The sequence below is a fragment of the Sulfitobacter sp. W074 genome (assembly GCF_025142275.1).
Lineage (GTDB): Bacteria > Pseudomonadota > Alphaproteobacteria > Rhodobacterales > Rhodobacteraceae > Sulfitobacter > Sulfitobacter profundi.
The window spans coordinates 593,785-614,095 of sequence record NZ_CP081130.1 but is presented as its reverse complement, the minus strand read 5'-3'; the positions used below and the strand labels follow the sequence as shown (position 1 = coordinate 614,095).

Here is a 20,311-nt window from a genome sequence, read left to right as displayed (position 1 = left end):
TACTTGCGTAGGTAGAGGGCTCCCTCTACATCGTCAAGCATGACAGATACCCAAAGCAAAATCGCCGCCGGGCTTGAGCGTGCCTTTGCCGCCCGCGGTTTCGCCGAACCCAGCGTCGAAGACCTGCGCGATGCGGCGGGGGTAAGCCTGCGCACCCTCTACAAATACACCCCTTCCCGCGCTGAAATGGTGCTGGCGGCATTGGAAAATCGCCAACAGCGGTACCTCGCGCTGGTCTTCGACGACCTACCGCAGGCACCCGCCGACGCGCTGGAGGCGATCTTGGCGCGTGTCGGGCAGTGGATGGAAACGGAAACCTCTCACGGCTGCCTGTTCCATGCCGCCGTCGCCGCCGACCCCGGCAGCGACAGCCTGCGCGCCCTGCTGACGCGGCACAAGGCCGAGGTCGCGGCCAAGGCCGCCGCGGCCACCAATCTGGCGGGGGCCGAGACGGCTTTATTGCTCATCATCGAAGGGCTCACGCAGACTTGGCCGCTTCGGGGGGCGGAGGCCGTGACCGCCGCGCAGCGTTTGGCGCAGGCGCTTTCGCGTCATCCAGAAGCTTGCGTGGGGGTATAATTAGGTATACCGGTCTACCTACCCGCAGGAGAGACCATGCCAAAGGTCCCCAGACAACGCCCCGCCCATGATCGGCTGATGCAGGCCGCGCAGGAGCTGTTTTACAACCACGGCATCAGTGCCACGGGGATCGACGCCATCGTCGCCCGTGCGGGCGTGGCCAAGAAAAGCCTCTACAACAACTTTTCCTCCAAAGCCGATCTGGTGAGCCAATGCCTAGAGGCGCGGCACGCGGAGTGGCTTGCGCTTTACGCCGAGCGGGCCGCTGCCGCACAGACACCTCAGGCGCGGGTCTTGGCCGTCTTCGACGCCTATCAGGATCATGCAGAATGCGCCTATGAGCGCGGCTTTCGGGGATGTGGCCTGTTGAACGCGGCGGCAGAGCTTGAGGCAGGCGATGCCGGGCGCGACGCGGTGCGCCAGCACAAAGAGGAGGTGGAGCGCATCTTGGCCCAGCACCTTGCCGAATTATTGCCCGAGGCCCCGGACCGCGCCGCCGCCACCGCCGCGCATCTTGCGTTTCTGTTGGAAGGCGCGATGGCCCGCGCCGGGCTTGAAGGTGACAGCCGCCGGGTGCGCACGGCGCGCGCGATGGCCGAAGATATGCTAAGGACGCTTACGTGATACTGGGCCACCGCTGGGGCGTGATCGCCATCCTTTTCGCGGCCGTCGTCTGGGGCACCACCGGCGCCGCCGCCACCTTTGCCCCCGACGTGAGCGCCGCCGCCATTGGTGCTGCGGCCATGGGTCTGGGCGGGATCGCGCAGGCCCTTTGGGCCGGGCGCGGCATCCTGAACCAGCGTGCGCGGCTCTGGCAGCAGCGCCGCCTGCTGGTCATCGGCGCAGTGACGGTAGCGGTCTATCCGCTGGCCTTTTACGGCGCCATGCGGCTGGCGGGGGTGACGGTGGGCACGGTCATCACCATCGGCTCTGCGCCGCTGCTCTCGGCGCTGATCGAGTACCTTCTGGATCGCCGCCGCCTGACCCTGCGCTGGTCCCTTGGCGCGGCGGTGGGGCTGATCGGCATGGGGCTGATCTGTTTGGCCGAAAACGCCGCCCATGGGGAAACGCTGCGCGCGCCATCGGTTCCCTTGGGCGTCTTGCTGGGCCTGATCGGGGGCTTCACCTACGCGCTTTATTCGTGGAGCGCGCGCAAGATGATGCTGCAAGGCACCGGCTCTACCGTGGCCATGGGAGCGACCTTCGGGCTGGGTGGGCTGCTGCTGATGCCGGTACTGCTGGTCTCGGGCGGGGCTTTTCTGGCGTCATGGAACAACGCCGCCGTGGGGCTTTATATGGCCGCTGTGCCGATGTTTTTGGGCTATATCGCCTTCGGCTACGGCCTTGCCCGGGTGGAGGCAAGCATGGCCACCGTGATCACCCTGTTCGAGCCGGTCGTCGCCGCGGTACTCGCCGTGGTCATCGTGGGCGAACGCCTTCCCCCGCTTGGCTGGATCGGCGTGGCGCTGGTGATTGGCTGTCTTGCCATCATCACCCTACCCTTGCCATCACGGCTGCGCCGCGGCGTGCCTGCGCAGCCGCCGGGTGTCGCTTGACGGGCCGCCGTCGCTACAGCTGATCCGGCGGCGTCTCTCCCCGGAAAAAGTGATCGAGGTTGTCCAGCGCCTTGAACCCCATCGCATCGCGGGTGGCCACGGTGGCGCTGCCGACATGCGGCATCATCATCACGTTGTCATGGGCGGCAAAGGCCGGATTGCCGCCCGGCTCGGTCACGAAACAATCCAGCCCCGCCGCGCCGACATGGCCCGAGGTCAGCGCCTCAAGCAGCGCCGCCTCATCCACCAGATTGCCGCGCGCGGTGTTGACGATTACGCAGCCCTTGGGCAGACGCGCCAGCCGTGCTGCGTTCAAAAGGCCGACGGTTTCGGGTGTGGCCGGGCAGTGCAGCGATAGGAAGTCCGACACCGCCAGCAGGTCGTCCAAGTCGGCGTGATAAGCCGCGCCCGCCTCCTCCTCCGGGTTCAGAGGGCGGCGGTTGTGGTAATGAATCTCCATATCCAGCCCGCGCGCCTTGCGGGCAAAGGCGCGGCCCACGCCGCCCATACCGATGATCCCGAGCCGCGCACCGGAGAGCTGTTTGCCGACCAGCATCGCGGGCGACCACGACTGCCACTGCCCGCTGCGCACAAGCTGGTCCCCCGCCACCGCATGCCGCGCAGCCCCCAGCATCAGCATCAGCGCCAGTTCTGCCGTGGCATCCGACAGAACGCCGGGCGTGTTCGTCACGACAATTCCCCGCGCCTTGAGGCTGGGCAGGTCGCAGTGATCCACCCCGACGGAGTGGTTGGCGATGATCTTGAGCCGGGGGTCAAGCTGGGCCACCACATCGGCGCTGAAATGCTCGGAGTGACAGGGGATCATGCCATCGACCCGCGCGCTCATCGCGATGATATCCTCGGCGCTGCCGGGTGCGTCAGCCGGATCCCAGATCACCTCATAGTCACGCCGCGCCCGGTTGAGCGTGGCGTCAGAAAGCTGCCGGGTGATCCAGATGACAGGCTTGCCCATGGGTCAGTCCCGATCCTTCCGACTGGAGGTGAAGAAATCATAGGCCACGAAGGCCAGCGTCACCGCGACAATGATGATCAGATCAATGCTGGGCACCTCAACCGCGAGGATCAGCAGAAAGATCGCAATCGCGGCAAAGGCGAAAAGAGCAAGTAAACGGTTCATGTTTCAATCCTCATTGGGTTGCGCCATCGGCCCAGTCGAAAAGCCATTGTGCGCTGCGCATCAGGCGTCCGTCTTGGCCGTGTCCGCCGACCAGTTGCACGCCCATCGGCAGCCCGTCTTCCGATGTCATCAAAGGCACGTTCACACAGGGGCTGCCGCAGAGCGTCCATAGCCCGTTGAAAATCGGATCCCCGGTCGTGTCCAACCCGTGCGGTGCGGGGCCGGTGGCCGATGGGCACAAAAGCACGTCGCAGCGGGTCAGCAATTCTTCCAGCGCGGCGGTCAGCACCTTGGGCAGATCGCGGGCCGATTGGTAATCGCGGGCCAGTACCTTGTTGCCCGCCTCCATCGCCTCGCGCGTCGCGGGTGACAGCAGGTCGGCCCCATCGCGCAGATAGGGGTAATAGTGATAGGCCATCTCGGCAAAGTTGATGCGTTTGCGCGCCTCTGCCGCCCCGTCGAAGACCGCCGGAAGCGGCAGCTCAAACGCCTGATCGCCGAGCGCTGCGACCAATTCTTCGAAAGCCGCGTGAAGCTGCGGGTCGGCATCCTCCCACCCCGGCGGGCGCACGAAACCAAAGACCGGCGGGATCGGCGGCGCGGTGGTGGTCTGCACCAAAAGCGCGGGCTTGGGGGCAAGTTCGGTGGCGCTGTCTTCGGGGTCATGGCCAAATAGCACCTCGGCCAGCAGCGCCGCACCGGCGGGATCGCTGGCAAAGACACCAATGGTGTCGAGAGAGGGTGACTGCGTCAGCACCCCCCGGCGCGGGATCGCGCCGAAGGTCGGTTTGAACCCGGTGACCCCACAATAGGACGCAGGCCGGATCACCGAGCCGCCCGTCTGCGTGCCGATGGCCAGCGGCACCATGCCATCCGCCACAGCCGCCGCCGAACCTTGGGACGAGCCGCCGGGGCTATGTGCCGGATTATGCGGATTGGAGGTCTTGCCCGGATGCATGAAGGCAAGCTCGGTCGTGACCGTCTTGCCCATGATGATCGCGCCCTCGGCCTTGAGCCGCTCCACGATGAAAGCATCGCGCAGCGGCACGCGCCCCTTGTCTTGGGCCGCGCCGTTCTCAGTCGGGATGCTGCGGGTGTCGATCACGTCTTTCAGCCCCACCGGCAGCCCGTGCAACCGCCCAAGCGGTCGGCCCGCCCGACGATAACTGTCGAGCGTGCGGGCCTGTGCGCGGGCGAACTCGGGATCGAACCACGCCCAAGCGCCCACGACTTCCTCGCGCGCTTCGATCCGCGCGATGTAGCTTTCCACCAGCGCCAGCGCGTCCAGCGCGCCGCTCGCCAAGCGGTCCCGCAGTTCGGTCACGCCAAGCGCTGCCGCTACGGTCATCCTTGGCTCAGCGCCCATAGAACACCTCCGGCAGGTAGAAGACGATCTGCGGGAAGACATACATCAGCACCATCGACAGGATCACGCAGAAGAGGAACGGCATCACGCCCGCGAAAATCTGCGTCAGACGCAACTCGGGCGGGGCGATCCCCTTGAGGTAATAGGCCGACATGGCCATCGGTGGTGTTAAGAAACTGGTCTGTAGGTTCAGCGCCACGAGGATGCCGAAAAACAGCGGATCAATCTCAAAGACCGCCAGCAAAGGTAGGAAAATCGGCACGAAGATGATGATGATCTCGGACCATTCCAGCGGCCAGCCCAGCAAGAAGATAATCAGCTGCGCGAGGATCAAGAACATGATCGGCGAGAGGTTCAGCGATTGCACGAACTCAGAGATCACATGCTCGCCGCCAAGGTAGGAGAACACCGCCGAGAAAGTGTAAGAGCCAACGAAAAGCCAGCACACCATCGCCGTTGTGCGCACCGTGAGATAGACGCTTTCGCGCATTCGCTGCCATGTCATCGCGCGGTAAATGAAGGCAAGGAAGATGCCGCCCAATGCGCCGATCGAGGCCGCCTCTGTCGGGGTGGCGAGGCCGAAGAGGATCGAGCCCAGCACCGCGAAGATGAGGAAGGCAAGCGGCAGGAAGGATGTGGCAATCATCAACAAGAGCTTGCCCATCGGCATATCCGGCACTTCATCCGCCGTAGGCCGCGGAGCGGAGGACGGCTGCAAGAGCGAGCGCCCGATGATGTAGACCAGATAGAGCCCAACCAGCGTCAGCCCCGGCAGCAGCGCCGCCGCGTAAAGCCGCACGATAGAGACGTTGGTCGCCGCCGCATAGACGATCAGCATGATCGACGGCGGGATCAGGATGCCCAACGTGCCACCCGCGCAGATGATGCCCGCCGCAAAGGACGGATCATAGCGTGCCTTCAACATCGCCGGCAGCGCCAAGAGGCCCATCAGCGTCACAACCGCACCGACGATGCCGGTAGCGGTCGCGAAAAGTGCGCAGGTGATCAACGCCGCGACCCCCATGGAACCGGGGATGTTTTTCGACGCGATGTTGAGCGTGGTGAAAAGCCGGTCGACGATGTTCGACCGCTCCACGATGTAGCCCATGAACAAGAACAGCGGCACGGCGGTCAGCACTTCGTTCGACATCACCGTAAAGGTCTGGTTCACGAAGAGGTCGAATATTCGGTTGTTGAATAACCCCTCGAACCACGTCGTCCATTGCTCCCATTGCCCGGCCCCCTCGTCCAGCCGGTCAAAGCTGCGCCACATGCGGCGCGCGTCGAAATAGGCGTAGTAGCCAAAGCCGATGCCCATCGCCATCAGCGTGAAAGCAATCGGAAAGCCCAGAAAGACGAAGACGATGAAGAGCCCGAGCATCATCAGGGCAATTTGCGGATCGGTCATGTGATATGGTCTTTCTCGGCCTTGTTGGCTTCGCGCATCATGAGGTCTTCGGTTTCAAAGACATCTTCCTCTGCTTCGAGCCAGTAATTTGAGCGGATTGCGATAAGACAGCGGCAAACCTGTGCAATGCCTTGGATGAACAGCAGGATCCCCGCCGCCACGATGATCGCCTTGAATTGATAGATCGGCACGCCCGCCGGGCTGTTGACCGACACTTCGCCATATGACCAAGATCGGGCGGCGTATTTCCATCCCGCGAGGATCAGCGCCGTGACCCCGGGGAAAAAGAAGATGATGTAGAGCACGAGATCGATCATGCCTTGGGTGCGCGGCTGGAACAGCCGGTAGAGGAAGTCCCCCCGCACATGGCCGCCCCGCGACAGCGTATAGGCCCCGCCCATCATAAAGAGCGTGCCATACATGATGAAGGACACGTCCAGCGCCCAAGCGGTCGGGTTGTTCAGCACATAGCGCACAAAAACTTCGTAGCCCGTGCCGATCGACATCAGCAGAATGAGCCAAGCGAAAGCCTTGCCGAACCATGCGGAAAGGTTATCGGCGAACCGAATGAAAGATATCATGATGTCCCCAGTGTCTCGTAGAGCCCCCGGCGCATGGTGGCGCCGGGGGCCTCATTACTTGCGGGTATGCGTGATCACATTTTGATCTTGCCGGGGAAGTAATGCTCATAAGCAAGCCCGTAGTCCGGCGAGTTCATCAACTCGTAATAGGCCACGCGGTCGACCCATTCGCGCTGACTGTCGAGGGTCTTTTTCATGAAGGGATCGGATTCCAGCTCGGGGATCAACTCGTCCCATGCTTTGAGCTGCGCATCGAGGATATCTTTCGACGTCCGCCGCACGTTCACGCCCGCTTCGTTTTGCAGGAATTGCAGGTCCGCCGAATAGCGGTCCATCGCCTTGGCCGTGTTCGCGGTCGAAACCGCTTCCACAGCGTATTTGAGGATCGCTTGAAGATCAGGGTCGAGGTCTTCGAGGAACATCTTGGAGAACAGGAATTCAAAGCTCTCAGACGCTTGGTGATAGGACGACAGATAGTAGTTCTTGGCAACGTCCTGTGCGCCGAAATCCTTGTCCGATGAGGGGTTGTTGAACTCAAAGGCGTCGATCACGCCCCGCTCCATCGCGGGTACGATTTCACCGCCCGGCAACTGTGCAACAGACATGCCCAGCTTGGCCATCAGATCGGCGGCCAGACCCACGGTGCGGTACTTGAAGCCTTGCAGGTCATCGACCGTATTGACCTCTTCTTTGAACCAACCAAAGGGCTGCGCGAACATCGGGAAGCCCATATAGCCCACAACGTCGAGGCCCATGATATCTTGCGTCAGCTCGTTATAAAGCTCCTGACCGCCGCCTTGGTAGAACCACGACAGCATGGTTGTGGCAGAGCCGCCAAAGACCGGCCCCGTGCCAAAGAGCGACGCAGCTTTGTTTTTGCCGTACCAATAGACGGGCACGGAATGCGCCGCATCAATCAAACCGTCGTTCACCGCATCAAGCACTTGGAACGCAGCAACAACCGCGCCCGCAGGCAGCACGTCGACCTTGAGACGCCCTCCTGACATCTCCTCCACCCGTGTCGCGTAATCGCGGGCAAAGTCTTGCCAGATGTTGGCGTCATTCCACGACGTCTGCATCTTGATGACGATCGGCGCTTGGGCCAACACCGCCGGTGCGGCCAGCATGCTCCCGGTAGCGGCCCCCCCAGCAAGTGCGGACTTCGTCAGGAACGAACGTCGATTGAACTTTTTAGTCTCAGTCATATTTCCTCCTCCCAGAGTGGCCGCCCCTTTGCTTACTTTGAAATACGCTTTCGGTCGGGCGGCCCGAGATCAGAGACTAACCGAAAGATCTCATTTGGCAAGAATTGTCCGCCGGCGTCTCATCAACTGCAACTTTATTGTGCAACTGACACACGAAACGACACTCTGCGCCGGGTCCGAGCATGCCTGATTTCGCAGGGTTTGGCGGGGCTATTACATGCCCCGCCCCACCTCACACGGCCCAGTGAAAACCGGTTTCTTCCTCGGACCGCTGCCAGAGTTTGACCATCGTGGCGTTGTCATAGGCATAGGGCTCCAGCGATCCGCGCCCGACCGGGCCGACCATCTCCATTCGGCCTGTGGGGCCGTAAAGCGCGCGCTGCTCCAGCCCGTTTTCGGTGGCGCACATGACCTCTGGATAGGCGCCCCGCTCTGCCGTTTGAACGATCGGCAGTTTCGACATGAGCCACCACGTGAACCGCGTCATCAGGCCACCGCTGGTGCTGATCAAAGAGGTGGCCGAGGCACCGGGGTGGCAGACATAGACCTCAACGTTCTTTCCCGCCTGCGCGACGCGGTCCTGCAATTCATAGGCAAACATCATCTGCGCCAGCTTGCTCTGACTATAGGCGGGGTTGGCGCGGTAGTTCTTGTCCCAGTTCATGTCGTCGAACTGGATGGTGCGCAGGCCCATCTTGTAGCCAAGGCTCGCCACCACCGCGATCCGGCCCGCGGTCTCTTCGATCCGGTCGAACAACAGCCCGCAGAGCAGGAAGTGGCCGTAGTGGTTGGTGCCCAACTGGCTTTCATGTCCCGCCTTGGTTAGCTGGCGGCTTGGCACCTGCGCGATGGCGGCGTTGCAGATCAGCGCGTCGATCCGGGGAACATCGCTCAGAACCTCTGCCGCAGCGCTGCGCACCGTGTCCAGATCGGCTAAATCCATGCGAACAAAGCTGACCTGCGCCGCCGCGCCATATTCGTCTTTCAGCTTTGCCACGGCCTCCGCCGACCGCTCTGTACTGCGGTTCAGCATCACGACCGCGGCACCTTTGCTCAGCAAGGTCCGCGCCGCTTGAAAACCGGCCCCCGCATTGGCCCCGGTGATCACAAAGGTCTTCCCCTCCAGCCTGCCAATCCGCTCAGGGGTCCAGCCGTGCGCGCCGAAAGTCTTGTCTGCCATGGTCTTGCTCCTTACCGTTAAAGAGGCATCGCGCCCCGTTGGCCTTGCAGATAAATCTCACAACCCAAGGGAAACAGGCCGGATCGTCGCGATTACTTGCCTGATCCTCTCACTCCTATTGCTTTCATCAAACAAGCGGCCCTAGATTGGGGCCATGAGCAAACAGCAAATCCGACATATCATCGAACAGCACAGCCAGCGCGACGGCCTGACCGAGACCGGCATCAAGGGCGTTCAGCTTTTCCAAGCGACCAGCGCGATCCCCTGTGTGCCAGCGGTCTATGAGCCCTGTGTCATCGCCATCGTCAGCGGCGCCAAGGAGGCTGTTTTGGACGGCAAGCGCTATGTCTATGACGACAGCCGCTATATGTGCTGCCCGATGTCGATGCCGGTCAAAGCGGGCACGCCAAGCGCGTCACCCCAAACCCCGCTTTATGGCGTCTTGATCGCCCTTGATGCGCGTTTGATGGCCGAACTATCGCTAGAAATGGAAAGCGCGGGAAGCCTCATCCCCCCCGCCCCCGGCGATCTGCGGGCGGAGGGCATCAAGCTGGCCGCATGGGATGATGCCTTCTCTGACGCGCTGTTGCGTCTGTTGCAATTGGGTCAGAGCGAGACCGACCGCGCCGTGCTCTCCGATGCGCGTCTGCGTGAGCTATACTATGCTATTCTCAAAGGGGAGGCAGGGGTCTTTGCGCGGCGCGCCTTTGGGGCGGGCAATGCTGTTGCGCGGGCGATTTCGCATGTCGCCGCCCATTTGGACGCGCCCATCTCTATCGACGATATGGCCAAACGCGCCGGGATGAGCCGCGCGGTATTTCACCGCAAGTTCAAAAAGGTAACGACGATGTCGCCGATTCAGTTCGTCAAATCCATGCGGCTGAACAATGCCGCCATGAAAATCGCAGGCGGGAGCACGGTCGGCGAAGCGGCGATGGGTGTGGGCTATGTCAGCGCCTCGCAATTCAGCCGGGAATTCAAGCGCATGTATGGCCAATCCCCCCGCGAATGGAGCGACGCACAGCAGATGGCCGCCGGGCTGGCGTAGAGGGGAACCGACAGCCCCCTCCGGGGCCTTGTTGATCCCTCTTTACGGTGTCAGCCGACAGAACAGACCCGCCGCCAGCTTGGCCCGCTCGGTCAGGCTGTCGATATAGATATGCTCTTGCAACGTATGCAGCCCCTTGCCGCGGACGCCGATGGAATCCAGCGTCGGCAGGCCCAGAAAACCGGTAAAGTTGCCGTCCGATCCGCCCCCGGCAGAGCTTCCGGTGATCTCGATCCCCAGTTCGCCCCCGATGTCTTGGGCAAGTTTCAGCATGGCCATCGTGCCGGGCTGGTCGGGCTCCCAAACCGGGCGGGTGACACCGCGGCGGATTTCCATGATCACGTCGCCCTCGTCCGAGTTCAGCGCCATCATCTTTTCCACGCCTGCGTCGAGTTGTTCTTGCGTCTTGGCCATGCTCAGCACCTCGGCATCGCAGACCGAGGACACGCAGTTGACCCATTGGCCCGCGTGAAAGACCCCAAGCGAAAAGGTGCAGTCCTCGGTCGTCATGCCTTCGATCGTGCCCACGGCCTTGGCCATTTCCGCGATGGCCGATCGGCCTTCGGACAGCGCCCAGCCCGCGTGACTGGGGCGGCCCCGCGTCTGAAGATTGAACCGCGCGATGGCATAGCGCCCGATCACCGCGCCGCCGTCGGGGCGCGCGGGTTCGGGGACGAGGATGTATTTGTGGCGCTTGGCCTCCTCTTCGATCAGCCGGCGGGTGGCGGGGGTGCCGATTTCCTCATCAGGGGTGAACAGCACCGTCACCGGCAGCGGCGTCTCGACCCCGGCGGCCAGCAGTTTGCGCAGCGCATCAAGATAGACGTAATTGCCGCCCTTCATGTCCATCAGGCCGGGCCCATAACAAATCTCGCCTTCGCGTTTGTAGGGCAGTTTGGCCAATGTGCCGATGGGGTGAACCGTGTCCATATGGCCCAGAAGCAGAATGCCCCCCTCGCCCGCTTTGGGATGAGGCATCTCCGCGCGCAGGCTGTCGCCCAGCCCCATCGGGCTTGGGATACGCTCGGTCCGCGCGCCCAGGATCGCCAGATCGTGCTGCACCACATCCATCATGCGGTTCACCGCCGCCCCGTCGAATGTGGGGCTTTCGGTTTCAATCCAAGGGCGCAGCCCGGTGAGCATTTCTTCGGTATCAAAGGGCAAATCGAGCGGGTTGGTCATATTCAAATTCCTTTTCTCCGCCGCGCGACAGCAGGGCGAATGGCTTAAATCAAAGCGGGTGGGTGCAATGGCCTAGCTGCCGACCTTCGGCAGGCGCGTCTCAACGATCCTTGCATAGATCGAGGCACCGATGGGCAGAATGGCGTCATCCAGTACGAAACCGGGGTTGTGCAACGGCACGCTGCCCGCATGACCCACCCGGCAATAGGCGCCTGGCACCACCTTTAGCATATCCGCGAAATCCTCGGACCCGCTGGCCTGCTCGGTCGAGACATGGGCATTCTCGCCCCCCACCACACTGGCCGCCGCTTCGACATAGGCGGTGGTGAGTTCCGGATCGTTCATCAACACGTCAAAGACGTTGCGGATATCAACCGCGATCTCAATCCCATAGGCAGTGGCCATGCCTGCGCAGAGTTCGCGCATCCGGGCCTCGGCCATCTCGATCACGTCTTGGTGGAAAAAACGGATCGTGCCCGCGATGGTGGCGGTATCGGGCACCACGTTATAGGCCGAGCCCGCGTTGAATTTAGTGACAGACAGCACGATCGGCTTGGTCGGCGGGGTGTTGCGGCTGACCACGGATTGCAACTGCTGCACCAGCGCCGTGCCGATGACGATGGGGTCACGCGATTGATGCGGCATCGCCGCGTGGCTGCCGGTGCCTTTGACGGTGATGTCAAAGAAGGCCGCCCCGGCCATGGCCGCACCGGGGGTGACATTGACCACGCCGGGCTCTGAGTTTGGATCGTTGTGCATGCCGTAGATCTCGTCACAGGGGAATTTTTCGAAGAGCCCTTCCTCCAGCATCCGGCGCGCACCGCCCAACCCCTCCTCGGCGGGTTGAAAGATCAGCACCACGGTGCCGTCGAAATCCCGTGTCTCCGCCAAATAACGTGCGGCCCCCAGCAGCATGGTGGTGTGGCCGTCGTGGCCGCAGGCATGCATCCGTCCGGGGTTGGTCGAGGCATAGGGCACGCCGGAATCCTCCACAATCGGCAGGGCGTCCATATCCGCGCGCAGCCCCACACGGCGGTTGCCGCCGCCCGCGCCCTTAATGATGCCGACAACACCCGTGCCGCCCAGCCCTTCGTGCACCTCGTCCACGCCATAGGCGCGCAGCTTTTCGGCCACGATGCCCGCGGTGCGGACCTCTTCGAACCCCAGTTCGGGATGGGCGTGGATATCTTGACGGATGGCGGTGAGATCGGCGGCAAAGGCTTCGATCTTGGGAAGGACGGTCATGCGGTGGCTCCTGTCGTCATGGTAGCGCTGCCGAGCGCGCGATAGTTGGCAAAATCCCAATGGCGGCCGGGCGCCGCTTCGATCAGGTTGCGGGTGTAGTCGTGATGTGGATTGGCCAGCACATCGCCTGCGGGGCCGGATTCAACGACCTGCCCGCGCTGCATGACCAAGACCTCGTCACAAATCTGCGCCGCGACGCGCAGATCGTGGGTGATGAACAGCATGGCCACGCCGAACTTCTCTTGAATGTCGTCCAAAAGGTCGAGCACCTGTGCCTGAACGCTCACATCAAGCGCCGAGACGGCCTCATCCGCGACCAGCAGATCGGGTTTCATCGCCACCGCGCGCGCAATGGCGATACGCTGGCGCTGCCCGCCCGAGAACTGATGTGGATAGCGGTCGAGCGCATCGCGCGGCAGGTCCACCAGTTCCATCAGCTCAGCGGCATGGCGCATCGCTTCGGCACGCGGGGTGCCAAAATTGATCGGCCCTTCGCAAAGACTGCGCGCCACGGTCCAGCGCGGGTTGAGCGAGCGGTAGGGATCCTGAAACACGATTTGCAGATGTTTGCGGTGGTCGCGCAGTTGGCGGCGCGAGAGTTTGGCAATCTCGGTCCCCGCGACATTCACGCTGCCCGCAGTCGGATCAATCAGCCGCATGATGGCCCGTGCCACGGTGGATTTGCCAGAGCCGGATTCCCCCACGATGCCCAGCGTCCGCCCCGGCTTGATGGTAAAGCTGACATCCTGCGCGGCCTTGACCCCTTCGCTGCGGCGCAGGAAGCCGCCGCCGCCATAGGTCATATCAAGCCCGGCGACACGCACCACCTCGCTCTGCGCTGCCGCCGCCCTTGCGGGGCGCGGGGTGAGGTTTGGCACTGCCGTCAAAAGCGTGCGGGTATAGTCCTTTTGCGGATCGGTCAGGAGCTTTTCAATCGGCGCGCGTTCGACGATCTTGCCCTGCTGCATGACCGTCACGGTATCCGCGATCTCGGCCACCACGCCCATGTCGTGGGTGATGAAGAGAACGGCGGTGCCGTGTCGCTCTTGCATCTCGGCAATCAGTTTGAGGATCTGCAATTGCGTGGTCACATCCAGCGCCGTTGTCGGCTCATCCGCGATCAGCAGATCAGGGTCGAGGATCAGCGCCATGGCGATCATGATGCGCTGGCGCTGCCCCCCGGAGAGCTGGTGCGGGAAGGCCGAGAAAATGCGGTTCACATCCGGCAAATGCACCTGATCCATCATGTCGAGCGTGCGTTTCTTGACCTCCGACTGACTGAGATCACTGTGCATGTTGAGCACTTCCATGATCTGCTCGCCCACCCGCAGCACCGGGTTCAGCGCGGTCATCGGCTCTTGGAAAATCATCGCGATGCGCCGCGCACGCAACTGGCGCATCTGGGCGTGGCTGGCGCTGGTGATCTCGAAGTCATCCAGCGTGATGCTGCCGCCCTGTACCTCTAGGGCCGATTTTGGCAGCAGCCCCATGGCCGCGAGCGAGGTCACGGATTTGCCCGAACCGGATTCACCCACCAAGCAATGCGTTTCGCCCGCCCGGATCGTCAGGTCGATGCCGTCAATCACCGGTTTGGCCTGTGGACGCCCGCTCAACCCAATGCGCAGATCGCGCACTTTGAGCACCTCACGCGCCTCCGAGAAGTCTTTGTTCTTGAACTGCATCTCTCAGCCCTCCCGTTTCTTCATGCGCGGATCGAGCAGATCGCGTGCGGTGTCGCCCAACAGGTTGATCGACAGGATGCAAAGCGACAGCAGCAGACCCGGCCAAAAGATCAGCCCCGGCTTGATCTGAAAGTAGGTCCGCCCCTCGGCCATGATGTTGCCCCATGTGGGGATCTCGGTGCTGACGCCCGCGCCAAGGAAGCTGAGGATCGCCTCGATCAGGATCGCCGAGGCGCAGATATAGGTGCCCTGCACGATCAGCGGTGCCATCGTGTTGGGCATCAGGTGCTGGATCAGGATTTTGGGCATGGAGGAGCCAAGCGCGATCGCGGCCTCGACATAGGGTTCCTCGCGCGCTGAGAGCACGACAGAGCGGACCAGCCGCACCACGCGCGGCACCTCTGGCACGGTGATCGCGATGATCACCGACCCAAGGCTCGGCCCATTCAGCGCCACCAAGGCAATTGCCAGCAGGATCGCAGGGATCGCCATCAGGCTGTCCATGATCCGCATGATGATGCTGTCGGCCATCCGAAAGAACCCCGCCACAAGGCCGATGGCCAAGCCGATGGCGACGCTGACCAGCGCCGCGCCGACGCCAATGAGCAGCGACACGCGCCCGCCCACCATCACCCGGGAGAATGTGTCCCGCCCGTAAGGGTCGGTGCCCAGCAGAAATTCCTCGGACGGTGGTTTGAGCCGCGCGGCTGAGTTCATCGCGAGCGGGTCATAGGGCACGTAGAGCGGTGCCAGAATGGAGGCCAGCACGATGGTTACAAGGGTCAGAGCCGCCAGCATGGGGCCGATACCGACCCTCGCGCCCGCAGGCAGGGAAAGCAGTCCGGTCAGCACCTGAAAGGCGCTGTGACGGGATTGGGGTTGCTCGATCATGTCAGTACCGGATCCTTGGGTCGAAGAATGAATAGGAGACGTCAACCAAGAGGTTCACGAAGACGTAGATGCCCGCGGTCAGCAGGATCATTGCCTGAATGACGGGGTAGTCGCGCGCGAGGATCGCATCGACCGTCAGACGCCCGATGCCGGGAATGTTAAAGACACTTTCCGTCACCACCACGCCCGAGATCAGCAGCGCGAAACCGGTGCCAATGATGGTCAAGATCGGCACCGCGGCATTGCGCAGCGCATGGCGGAAAAGCACGACATTCTCGCGCACGCCCTTGGCCCGCGCAGTGCGGATGTAGTCTTCGCCCAAAACTTCGAGCATGGAGGCCCGCGTCATCCGCGCGATGAGCGCGACATAAATCGTGGCCAGCGTCAGCGAGGGCAGAATGGCCCGCGAGAAGAACGGCCCGATGCCGTCCGACGGGGCCTTGTAGCCCTGCACCGGCACCCAACGCAGTTCAATCGCGAAGATTTGGATCAGGATATAGCCGATCACGAAGACCGGCACCGAAAAGCCCAGTACCGAGAAGGACATCACCAGAAAATCGACCCATGTCCGGTGACGCCAGGCGGCGATCACGCCCATCGGCACGGCCAGCAGAACCGAGATCGTGATGGTCATCAGCGCAATGTTGATGGTCGGCCCCAGCCGGTCGCCCAACATGCCCGCCACAGAGGTATTCGACAAAAGCGAGACGCCCAGATCACCGCGCAGCAATTGGCCGATCCATGTGAAAAACTGTGTCAGCAGCGGATCATTCAGACCCAGACGGTCACGGATCCGTTCGAGCTGTGCGGGGGTGGCGGCATCGCCGGCAAGAATGGCTGCCGGATCACCGGGGGTGAGACGCAGCAGAAGGAAGACGAAGATGGCGACGATCAGCATGACCGGGATCGTGGCCAATACGCGCTTCAGGATATAGACGAGCATTTTCCGGAAGGTCCCTTTCGGCGGAAAGAAGGCAGTCCCGAAGTCGGTTCGGGGCGCTGCCTGCGTGCAGAGGTGACGGTGGAGAGCGCGGCGGGCGCGCTCTCCGAGGGCTGGATTATTCCGCCTCTTTGGTCATGTTCCAAAACACCGGTACGGGCGACGGCAGCATGTTCTGGATCGTGTTGCGGCGCGCCTGCGGGATCAGATATTCGCCCATCATGATGTAGTTGACGTTATCCATGACGTGTTTCTGGATCTCTACAGCCACTTCTTTTTGCGCCTCGGGCCCTTCGGCTTTCATGAACTTGGCCCGCAGTTCTTCGATCTCGGGATCAGTCGGCCAGCCAAACCATGCCTCGTCGCCACGGCCACTGACCATCACATTGGTCAGCGGGTCCGAAACCTCGGGCACCATCCAGTTGGTGAAGAACATGTTCCAGCCGCCTTCAGAGACCGGGCTTTGCTGGGCGCGGCGCTGCACGACCGACTGCCAGTCCATCGACTGCATGTCGACTTCGAAACCGGCTTCGCGCAGGGCTTGGGCGGCCACGACAGGTTGGTTGATCAGGCTGATCACATCCGTCGGCGCCATCAACACGATCGGCGTGCCGTCATAGCCCGCTTCTTCGAGCAGCGCCTTGGCCTTTTCAGGGTCCGCGCCACCGGTCACGATCTCTGCATCCGCTTCGTCACCCAAGGGTGTCGAGCAACCAAAGATCGCGCCGCAGACGTTGTAATAGGCCGGGTCGCCCTGCATCGTTTGCAGCATGGATTCTTGATCCAGTGCCGCCATGGCCGCCTGACGAACCAGCTTGTTGTCAAAGGGTGGGTGCAGGTGGTTGGGCCGACCGATGGTGACATACCCAAGATCATCGCGAGTCTCGACCGAGACTTCGGGGCTGCTTTCGAGGATCGGCAGCAGGTCGATCTGCACCTGTTCAAGATAGTCGATCTCCCCCGCCGAGAGCGCGTTGATCGCGGTCAGCGCGTCGGGCATCGTGGTCCAGACAACACGGTCGACATTGACGACCTTGCCGCCCGCCATCCACGAGGCTTCCTCGTCGCGCGGGACGTAGTCGTCGAACTTCTCATAGGTGACATTCACGCCGGGCTCGTATTCATCTTGGTTAAAGACGAAGGGGCCGGAGCCGATGTATTCCGTGATCGTCTCATCCGCCGAGGTTTCGGCCACGCGCTTGGGCATGATGAAAGGCGGCACCGCGGATTGTTTGGAGATCACCGACAAGAGCGGGCCGAAAGGCTCGGTCAGGGTCCAAACGACGGTCTTTTCGTCGCTGGCCTCAAGGCTTTCGGTCACGTCAAAGATCAGCTGGCCACCGCCATCACGTTTGCCCCAGCGTTTGAGAGAGGCCACGACATCTTCGCCGGTGACCGGCGCATCGTCATGGAACATCAGCCCATCGCGCAGGGTGAAAGTATAAACCAACCCGTCTTCGGAGACTTCCCAGCTGGCCATCTGCGGCTGCGGCTCAAAATTCTCGTCCACGGCGGTCAGCACGTCATAGATCATATAGCCGTGGTTGCGGGTGATATGCGCGGTGGTGATGACCGGATCAAGAACCCGCAGGCCCGAGTGCATGACCGCCGTGATGGTCGTTTCGCCATCCTGCGCCGCCAGTGAGCCGGGCGCCAAAAGCGCCGTGGTGGCGGCGAAGGCGGCGGCAAGTCCGCGCGACTGTTTCAGTGCGGATCGTAGAGGTATCATGTGGTTTTCCCTTGTTGAGTGATCTTTTGATTTTTTATTGGGCCATGGCAGTCTTGCCGCCATGGTCAGGTGGTGCAGAAGGTGCACCGTCGGCCCCGAACCGGGGACCATCTGGGGACAGCCGAAGCCCAACGCGCAGGCGCGTGAAGGGCAAATCGGCCGGATTGAGGGGCATCGGCCCCGGCGCGCAGGCGACAAGGATGTCGCGCGCGATGGGGGCAAAGTCTGCTCGGAAATGGGTCGAGCTTTTGACCACCAGCAGGCCCATCTCTTCGGGTGGGATGCCGACAAAGCGAAACATCTCGCGGTCGGCCATCTGGGCAATGCGGCTGGTCACGACGACATGAACCCCGCCGATGCGCAGACAGGCAGAAGGGCCGAGGTTCAGCGCCGTGCCGCCGTAATAGGGGCCCGTTGCGCGCAGCGTCCCGTCAGACAGATGCACCACGGTGGCCGTCGTCTGAAACGGCGCGTCGTCCGTCACGCTGGCATGGCCGCCAAGGGCGACATTAACGTCGGCCCCGACCCCGGCCAGATGGGCCGCTTCGGCGGCGGCGGGGTCGACGATCAAACCGATGGCTGCATTCTGCGCCTCTGCCTTGACCAAGGCGCGCAACAGGCCGGTGGTCGCTGAAACGCCCCCCGCGCCGGGATTGTCTTGGGTGTCGGCGATGACGACAGGCCCCCGGCCCGCCCCGGCGGCGCGTGAAAGCGCCTCTGCCACCGCTGCGTCGGGGTCATAGGCTTCGTTCTTTAGAAAAGCGGGCGCTGCGGCTTCATAAGACGCCGCAAGCCTGTCAGCGGCGGCATCTACGTCGGCCTGAGTTTCGCCATAGGCCACGGCCACGGGGCCACAGTCAGGTATATCCGCGGCTGGAAAGCCCATGAACAGGCTGGCCGAAAGCGCCCCCGCGGCTTCGCAGGCAGCAACACCCTCATAGATCTCGCGCCCCGGCGACATTTCGGTCGATTGAAACGGGATCGGCACCAGATAAGACATCTGGCGAAAGGCCTTGGCCGGGCGCAGGCCCGTGGTCATGATCCGGTCAAGATGGCGGGCCGCAGCGGCGCCGGTTTCGGCCATATCCACATGCGGATAGGTGCGAAAGCCGACCAGCACATCGACATTCGAAACAAAATCTTCAGAAATATTGCCATGAAGATCAAGCGCCGTTGCGATGGGCAAATCCGGCCCCACGACCTCGCGCAGACGCCGGATTAGTTCCCCTTCCCCGTCGTCGAGATGTTCAGCCACCATGGCGCCGTGCAGGTCCAAAAAGACCCCGTTAAGCGGCCCGGCATTTCGGATGCCTTCAATGATCTCACCGGCGATCGTCTCATAGGCGTCGCGGCTCACATGGGCCGAGGGGATCGCCCCTGCCCAAAGGATCGGAACGATATCCCAGCCTTGGGCCTGCCCAACCCGCAGCGCGCCCGCCATGCCAAGATTGACCTCTTGGAAGGCGGAGAACATCGCCGCGCCGCGCACCATGGGGACATAGCCACCGCCGCGTTGGAAAGCCTCCATATCCGCCGGATTGGGGGCAAATGTGTTCGTCTCGTGCAGAAAGCCCGCAACAGCGACGCGCATTCCAGAACCACTTCCCAAACCTGTCTCCTTCGCCTTACCAGCCCCTGTATTTGCGGGACTGCACCCCTTGAGTATCGCAGTGCAATACACCTATAGTGCACAGCAAGCGTAAGCGGCGCATTAACGATTCGTCAACTACAGGCCATTCATGAGCAGATTTTTCCGAGAAGACGCCCCGCAGGCGGCGCAGAATCAGGCAGATGACGACCGATTGTTCGTCCGGGCAGCAGATCGCGCAATGCAGGTGCTGGGGGCCTTCCACCACGCGACCGGGCCGATGACGCTTTCCGACATCGCCAAGACCGCCGGGATCGACCGATCCGCGGCCCAACGGCTGGTGCATACGCTCACGAAGAGTGGCTATATCCGGCGCAGCGGGGACGACCGCGGATATCTGCCGGGCATCCGCCTGCTGGATCACACGCTTGATCTGCTGCGGCTCGACCCTGTGGTGCAAAAAGCCACCCCGGTCTTGCTGGAACTGCGCAAATCCCTGCGCGAGCGGGTCGACCTGAGCCTCTATGATGAGACGCGCCTGATCTATGCCCTGCGGATGCAAAGCAAACGCGAGACCTTTTTCGCGACCCTTGTGGGCCACAGCGTGCCAACCTTTTGCACCGCAGGCGGGCGGGCGGTGCTTTCGCAGCTTCCCGAAGACGAGGCGCGCGAAATTCTTACCCGCGCGCCGCTGCATCCCTTCACCTCCAGCACCAAGACCGACCCCGAAGCGATCGTGGCCGAACTCAGCCTCGCCCGCGAAAATCGCTTTGCCGTGGTATGCGATGAATATGCACTGGGCGAAGTGGCGGTGGGCGTTGCCATCACCGACCGCAACGGCGCCCCTCTCAGCGCGATCCACCTTGCCGGTTCCCTCTCGGAATACACGCCGGAAGAGTTTGTCGCCAAAGCAGCGCCCTTGGCCATCGAAGCCGCCAACGCCATCATGGCCGGATGATCGTGTTTTTGGCCGCCCTTGCGGGATCGCTCTGC

Annotated in this window: 19 protein-coding genes; 5 read left to right on the top strand and 14 right to left on the bottom strand. The window is 62.5% G+C overall.

From position 1 onward, the window contains the following. Positions 1–39: 39 nt before the first annotated feature. From K3762_RS03035 to K3762_RS03025, 3 genes are read left to right on the top strand one after another with little or no spacing between them, the layout of a single operon-like run. Complete coding sequence (locus tag K3762_RS03035) at positions 40–579, top strand: TetR/AcrR family transcriptional regulator (protein ID WP_132444692.1); 540 nt, start codon at positions 40–42, stop codon at positions 577–579. Between the two features lie 36 nt (positions 580–615). Beyond that, positions 616–1,203, top strand: a complete 588-nt coding sequence (locus tag K3762_RS03030; RefSeq protein ID WP_132444694.1) for a TetR/AcrR family transcriptional regulator — start codon at positions 616–618, stop codon at positions 1,201–1,203. Further along, positions 1,200–2,135, top strand: coding sequence for a DMT family transporter (locus K3762_RS03025; RefSeq protein WP_132444696.1), 936 nt, complete (start codon positions 1,200–1,202; stop codon positions 2,133–2,135). Before K3762_RS03030 ends, K3762_RS03025 begins: the two co-directional genes overlap by 4 nt. Before the next feature lie 13 nt (positions 2,136–2,148). On the opposite strand, the gene K3762_RS03020 is transcribed toward K3762_RS03025, so the two are convergent. The 7 genes from K3762_RS03020 to K3762_RS02990 form a co-directional block, all read right to left on the bottom strand. Continuing rightward, entirely contained in the window at positions 2,149–3,108 is a 960-nt protein-coding gene (locus tag K3762_RS03020) for a D-glycerate dehydrogenase (RefSeq protein WP_132444698.1), read from the bottom strand. Between the two features lie 3 nt (positions 3,109–3,111). Continuing rightward, positions 3,112–3,273 carry a hypothetical protein gene (locus K3762_RS03015; RefSeq protein WP_165935563.1) on the bottom strand — a complete coding sequence of 54 codons (162 nt, stop codon included), beginning with the start codon at positions 3,271–3,273 and terminating at the stop codon, positions 3,112–3,114. A gap of 10 nt (positions 3,274–3,283) precedes the next feature. Next, the gene (locus K3762_RS03010; RefSeq protein ID WP_260011361.1) at positions 3,284–4,621 is read right to left on the bottom strand and encodes an amidase; all 1,338 of its coding nucleotides are present in this window, start codon (positions 4,619–4,621) and stop codon (positions 3,284–3,286) included. 7 nt (positions 4,622–4,628) lie between these two features. Further along, positions 4,629–6,047: a TRAP transporter large permease subunit gene (locus K3762_RS03005; RefSeq protein ID WP_120350194.1), complete on the bottom strand. Its 1,419-nt coding sequence runs from the start codon at positions 6,045–6,047 to the stop codon at positions 4,629–4,631. Further along, positions 6,044–6,628: a TRAP transporter small permease subunit gene (locus K3762_RS03000; protein WP_132444702.1), complete on the bottom strand. Its 585-nt coding sequence runs from the start codon at positions 6,626–6,628 to the stop codon at positions 6,044–6,046. The genes K3762_RS03005 and K3762_RS03000 overlap by 4 nt, the downstream gene beginning before the upstream one ends. Positions 6,629–6,702: 74 nt before the next feature. Then, a complete protein-coding gene (locus tag K3762_RS02995) occupies positions 6,703–7,833 on the bottom strand; it encodes a TRAP transporter substrate-binding protein (RefSeq protein ID WP_120350193.1) in 1,131 nt (376 codons plus the stop codon). 232 nt (positions 7,834–8,065) lie between these two features. Further along, positions 8,066–9,013, bottom strand: coding sequence for an SDR family oxidoreductase (locus K3762_RS02990; RefSeq protein WP_132444704.1), 948 nt, complete (start codon positions 9,011–9,013; stop codon positions 8,066–8,068). A 154-nt stretch (positions 9,014–9,167) separates the two neighbouring features. On the opposite strand from K3762_RS02990, the gene K3762_RS02985 reads away from it, so the two are divergent. Further along, a complete protein-coding gene (locus K3762_RS02985; protein WP_132444706.1) occupies positions 9,168–10,061 on the top strand; it encodes an AraC family transcriptional regulator in 894 nt (297 codons plus the stop codon). A 42-nt stretch (positions 10,062–10,103) separates the two neighbouring features. On the opposite strand, the gene K3762_RS02980 is transcribed toward K3762_RS02985, so the two are convergent. The 7 genes from K3762_RS02980 to K3762_RS02950 form a co-directional block, all read right to left on the bottom strand. Then, complete coding sequence (locus tag K3762_RS02980; RefSeq protein WP_132444708.1) at positions 10,104–11,243, bottom strand: M20/M25/M40 family metallo-hydrolase; 1,140 nt, start codon at positions 11,241–11,243, stop codon at positions 10,104–10,106. A gap of 72 nt (positions 11,244–11,315) precedes the next feature. Then, positions 11,316–12,488 carry a M20 aminoacylase family protein gene (locus K3762_RS02975; protein WP_132444710.1) on the bottom strand — a complete coding sequence of 391 codons (1,173 nt, stop codon included), beginning with the start codon at positions 12,486–12,488 and terminating at the stop codon, positions 11,316–11,318. After that, the gene (locus K3762_RS02970; protein ID WP_132444712.1) at positions 12,485–14,170 is read right to left on the bottom strand and encodes an ABC transporter ATP-binding protein; all 1,686 of its coding nucleotides are present in this window, start codon (positions 14,168–14,170) and stop codon (positions 12,485–12,487) included. Before K3762_RS02970 ends, K3762_RS02975 begins: the two co-directional genes overlap by 4 nt. A 3-nt stretch (positions 14,171–14,173) precedes the next feature. After that, positions 14,174–15,061: an ABC transporter permease gene (locus K3762_RS02965; protein WP_067625113.1), complete on the bottom strand. Its 888-nt coding sequence runs from the start codon at positions 15,059–15,061 to the stop codon at positions 14,174–14,176. Position 15,062: 1 nt separating this feature from the next. Further along, positions 15,063–16,004: an ABC transporter permease gene (locus K3762_RS02960; RefSeq protein WP_120350187.1), complete on the bottom strand. Its 942-nt coding sequence runs from the start codon at positions 16,002–16,004 to the stop codon at positions 15,063–15,065. Between the two features lie 115 nt (positions 16,005–16,119). After that, complete coding sequence (locus tag K3762_RS02955) at positions 16,120–17,730, bottom strand: ABC transporter substrate-binding protein (RefSeq protein ID WP_132444714.1); 1,611 nt, start codon at positions 17,728–17,730, stop codon at positions 16,120–16,122. A 34-nt stretch (positions 17,731–17,764) separates the two neighbouring features. Beyond that, positions 17,765–19,321 (bottom strand): M81 family metallopeptidase, encoded by a 1,557-nt coding sequence (locus K3762_RS02950; RefSeq protein ID WP_132444716.1) that lies wholly within the window; start codon positions 19,319–19,321, stop codon positions 17,765–17,767. Between the two features lie 148 nt (positions 19,322–19,469). On the opposite strand from K3762_RS02950, the gene K3762_RS02945 reads away from it, so the two are divergent. Beyond that, entirely contained in the window at positions 19,470–20,276 is an 807-nt protein-coding gene (locus K3762_RS02945) for an IclR family transcriptional regulator (RefSeq protein WP_132444718.1), read from the top strand. Positions 20,277–20,311: the final 35 nt, after the last annotated feature.

Coding starts and splice junctions, on each gene's coding strand:
- K3762_RS03035 (WP_132444692.1), top strand. CDS start 40: ATGACAGATACCCAAAGCAAAATCGCCGCCGGGCTTGAGCGTGCCTTT.
- K3762_RS03030 (WP_132444694.1), top strand. CDS start 616: ATGCCAAAGGTCCCCAGACAACGCCCCGCCCATGATCGGCTGATGCAG.
- K3762_RS03020 (WP_132444698.1), bottom strand. CDS start 3,108: ATGGGCAAGCCTGTCATCTGGATCACCCGGCAGCTTTCTGACGCCACG.
- K3762_RS03015 (WP_165935563.1), bottom strand. CDS start 3,273: ATGAACCGTTTACTTGCTCTTTTCGCCTTTGCCGCGATTGCGATCTTT.
- K3762_RS03010 (WP_260011361.1), bottom strand. CDS start 4,621: ATGACCGTAGCGGCAGCGCTTGGCGTGACCGAACTGCGGGACCGCTTG.
- K3762_RS03005 (WP_120350194.1), bottom strand. CDS start 6,047: ATGACCGATCCGCAAATTGCCCTGATGATGCTCGGGCTCTTCATCGTC.
- K3762_RS03000 (WP_132444702.1), bottom strand. CDS start 6,628: ATGATATCTTTCATTCGGTTCGCCGATAACCTTTCCGCATGGTTCGGC.
- K3762_RS02995 (WP_120350193.1), bottom strand. CDS start 7,833: ATGACTGAGACTAAAAAGTTCAATCGACGTTCGTTCCTGACGAAGTCC.
- K3762_RS02990 (WP_132444704.1), bottom strand. CDS start 9,013: ATGGCAGACAAGACTTTCGGCGCGCACGGCTGGACCCCTGAGCGGATT.
- K3762_RS02985 (WP_132444706.1), top strand. CDS start 9,168: ATGAGCAAACAGCAAATCCGACATATCATCGAACAGCACAGCCAGCGC.
- K3762_RS02980 (WP_132444708.1), bottom strand. CDS start 11,243: ATGACCAACCCGCTCGATTTGCCCTTTGATACCGAAGAAATGCTCACC.
- K3762_RS02975 (WP_132444710.1), bottom strand. CDS start 12,488: ATGACCGTCCTTCCCAAGATCGAAGCCTTTGCCGCCGATCTCACCGCC.
- K3762_RS02970 (WP_132444712.1), bottom strand. CDS start 14,170: ATGCAGTTCAAGAACAAAGACTTCTCGGAGGCGCGTGAGGTGCTCAAA.
- K3762_RS02965 (WP_067625113.1), bottom strand. CDS start 15,061: ATGATCGAGCAACCCCAATCCCGTCACAGCGCCTTTCAGGTGCTGACC.
- K3762_RS02960 (WP_120350187.1), bottom strand. CDS start 16,004: ATGCTCGTCTATATCCTGAAGCGCGTATTGGCCACGATCCCGGTCATG.
- K3762_RS02955 (WP_132444714.1), bottom strand. CDS start 17,730: ATGATACCTCTACGATCCGCACTGAAACAGTCGCGCGGACTTGCCGCC.
- K3762_RS02950 (WP_132444716.1), bottom strand. CDS start 19,321: ATGCGCGTCGCTGTTGCGGGCTTTCTGCACGAGACGAACACATTTGCC.
- K3762_RS02945 (WP_132444718.1), top strand. CDS start 19,470: ATGAGCAGATTTTTCCGAGAAGACGCCCCGCAGGCGGCGCAGAATCAG.